This is a genomic window from Aquisalimonas sp., from assembly GCF_007120195.1.
GTDB lineage: Bacteria > Pseudomonadota > Gammaproteobacteria > Nitrococcales > Aquisalimonadaceae > Aquisalimonas.
In genome coordinates, this window is sequence record NZ_SKOG01000024.1 from 1 (window position 1) to 3165 (window position 3165).

Here is a 3165-nt window from a genome sequence, read left to right on the forward strand (position 1 = left end):
TCCAGGGAATCCTGGTTGATGACGTAAGCATCGATGCCACCGATGTTAAGCGGCGGGCGTACGTGATACGGCGCCACCTCATAGAGCGCCATGCTCTTGGCACCCTGCACGGCGCCCCAGTGGGCACCATCCACAACACCGGTCTGCAGCGCCGAATACAGTTCCTCGCCGGGGATATTCGACGCCGCAGCACCCGCGTCCGTCAGGAAGGACTGCAAGATCCCCGAGGAGCGGATGTTCAGGCCTTCGAAGTCACTCAGGGAGTCCACCGGCTCCTTTAGCACCATCTCCGTGGGATAGACCTTCTCTGTAGCATAGAAGACACCGTACTCCGCCGCCTCTTCCCGAATCATGTCCTCAAAACCCGTTTCCTTGAAGAAGTGGACGGCCTCCCAGGTCTCCTGGAAACCACCCGGCAACCCGAATGCGATGCCCGCGGTGGACAACCGATCCATCTCGTAGGCGGGCGAGATCGTGCCCATGGCGATGACACCGCGGCTCACGGCGCTGAAGATTTCGTCGAACCCGAACAGCGACCCCGCCTCGTAGAGCTCAAGTTCGAGCTGGCCGTCGGTGCGCTCGTAGAGTTTCTCTTTCAGTACCTCGAGGCTGTCCGCGTACGAGCTGCTGGCACTGGGCCAATGCGACTGGACGCGCCAGGTGATGGTCTCGTCTGCCGCCACATTCGCTGGCACGAGCGATGCGCACAGCAGCCCCGAAGCCGCAATAGCCAGACTGATCCTGCTACCTTTCTTCACGATGTTCTCCTCCCGGGTTCGATAACCCACGATTCGGAGACCGCCGGAGGGCCCCCGACACATTGCGATTATTGTTTCTGTCTGTTTCCTTACCAGCCTACAGCCGACACCCCCCCTGTCAACGGCGAATATCGCCGCGACGCCATTGTCAGACTCCGCACTGCGCCAACACAAGCCCTTGACACGCAGAAGAAATTTTTGCACCGCAAAATGTCCGATGTCCGCTTATGCTGGTCACGCTCCAGCAGTCACGGCGCCACACCGGCCTGCTTCCCACTACCAGAGTTTGTTTTTTTCAGGCCATTCAGCTGATGTCGCCAAACCATTGCCAGGCGCCAATGTAGTGAAACGGCGCCAGGGCCTGACAGGAGGGCTCGGCGCCAATACACTCTGTATTGGCAGGCCCCGCGTCGGGATATCTCACTGCAACACGATTGAGGAGATTGCGCCTTGAGCTACGAGACGCTGGATTATCAAGTCGACGACGCCGTTCTGACGATCACCCTGAACCGCCCTGACCGCATGAACGCGTTCAACGACGTGATGCGGCGCGAACTGATTGCCGCCTTCGACGCCGGGGATGAGGACGACAGGGTGCGTGCCATCATAGTGACCGGGGCCGGCAAGGCATTTTGTGCCGGCGCGGATTTGCAAAAAGGCGGGGAGACGTTCAACCGTGACAAGCGAGAAGATCAAGAGTTGAGCAACTCCCTGCGTGACGGCGGCGGTACCGTGACCCTGCGCATCTACGCCTGTCGCAAACCCGTCATCGGCGCCATTAACGGTGCGGCCGTGGGCATCGGGGCGACCATGCAGCTGCCCATGGACATACGCCTCGCCTCCAGCAGGGCGCGTTTCGGCTTCGTCTTCGCCCGCCGAGGCATTACCATGGAGGCTTGTTCGAGCTGGTTCCTGCCCCGTCTCGTTGGCATGCAACTGGCGGCCGAGTGGGTCTACAGCGGCCGTATCTTCGGCGCCAAGGAGGCGCTTCGGGGCGGTCTGGTGCGCAGCGTCCATGAGCCGGATGCCCTGATGACGGAGGCCCGTGAGTTGGCCCGGGAGTTCGCGGACAATACCTCGGCGGTGGCGACGGTGCTCAACCGGCAGCTGATGTGGCGCATGTTGGGCGCCGACCACCCTATGGAAGCGCACAAGATCGACTCCCGTGCCATCGCGTACATGGGCCAGTCTGCCGACGCTCGGGAAGGTGTCAGCAGTTTTCTGGAGAAGCGACCAGCGCGCTTTACCATGAAACCCTCCAGCGACTTGCCGGAATTCTACCCTTGGTGGGATGAGCGGCCATTCGAGTAGCTCCAGCCGTCGAGGCCAGGGGGTCTTAACAGCGCCTTCGTGCGCCCGTCTGGCTGAAGGGGCGGGGGGCGCCACCGCGGCTGCGCCGCCTTGCCGCCGGGATTCCCGCTCACAACCACACAGTGTTGATTTTCTGGTAGCAACGACACCGTTCGACTCTGCCGACCCCTCGCATTGAAGAATCGACCCAGTGCCCCGCGTTGCCGGAGGTCCAATCGGCCATAACCAGCCGGCCCATTGTCCGGTGACCTGTGGAACTTGGGCTCTCCAACCGACGTACTCCCGTCGTGCGGCAGCTGCATACGTAGACGCACGAATGGGCAAAAACCCCTTGCGCTGGCTAAGCTGGCTCTGTTCGTGGCCATTGCCGCCCATTGCCAGTGGAAGGGCCGAATGATTGACCCCGGTCAAGCCTTCGTAATTGAGTACTGGCCTAGTTTTTACTGTCTGAATGGATGATGAAGGGGCTTTTTTATTGGAGGGGGTCATGGAGGCAAGGCATCCGCATGGCGATACACCGCCATCGCTGTAGCGGCCAACATGGCTCGGGGTTCTTACCCTCATCCGTAAGGGATACGGTAGTTCCTTGTCGATTGCCCCCTCGCCAGGTGGGCCGTGTAAAGGAACGTCAGGGGGATCGAAGAACGCAAGAAGGAGGTTCCCATGGCAGAAAAGAGTACAACCAACCTGCCTCGCGCTCATCAAAGCGCAAACGGGCTCGACCGGCTCGTGAATGACCTGCTGAGCAAGGCAGATATACGCATCAACGGCAACCGCCCTTGGGATATCCAGCTCCACGCACCCGACGTTCCCGAACGGGCGTTGGCCTACGGCAACCTGGGCCTTGGCGAGGCCTATATGGACGGCCACTGGGACGCGGAGCGGCTGGACGAGTTTTTTTTCCGCGTACTTCGAGCCCGTATCCATGACCAGGTCCAGCCTTTACGGCTGGTGTTCCATTCACTGCGCGCCCGCCTGCTCAACCTGCAGAGCCTGCGGCGCGCCAAGCAGGTGGGGGAAGCCCATTACGATCTCGGCAATGATTTCTATGCGGCGATGCTAGACGCTCGCATGACCTACACCTGCGGCTACTGGA

3 protein-coding genes are annotated in these 3165 nt (G+C 60.9%); 2 read left to right on the forward strand and 1 reads right to left on the reverse strand.

Going from position 1 to position 3165, the window contains the following annotated elements; all coding sequences use genetic code 11:
- Positions 1-758 (reverse strand): TRAP transporter substrate-binding protein DctP (dctP, locus tag QZT63_RS02660; protein WP_290648342.1); only part of this gene is annotated, 758 nt, incomplete at its 3' end.
- A 450-nt stretch (positions 759-1208) separates the two neighbouring features.
- Here dctP and QZT63_RS02665 point away from each other — a divergent pair.
- Entirely contained in the window at positions 1209-2069 is an 861-nt protein-coding gene (locus QZT63_RS02665) for a crotonase/enoyl-CoA hydratase family protein (protein WP_290648344.1), read from the forward strand.
- A 663-nt stretch (positions 2070-2732) separates the two neighbouring features.
- Positions 2733-3165: class I SAM-dependent methyltransferase (locus tag QZT63_RS02670; RefSeq protein ID WP_290648346.1), on the forward strand; the 433-nt coding region annotated here is incomplete at its 3' end.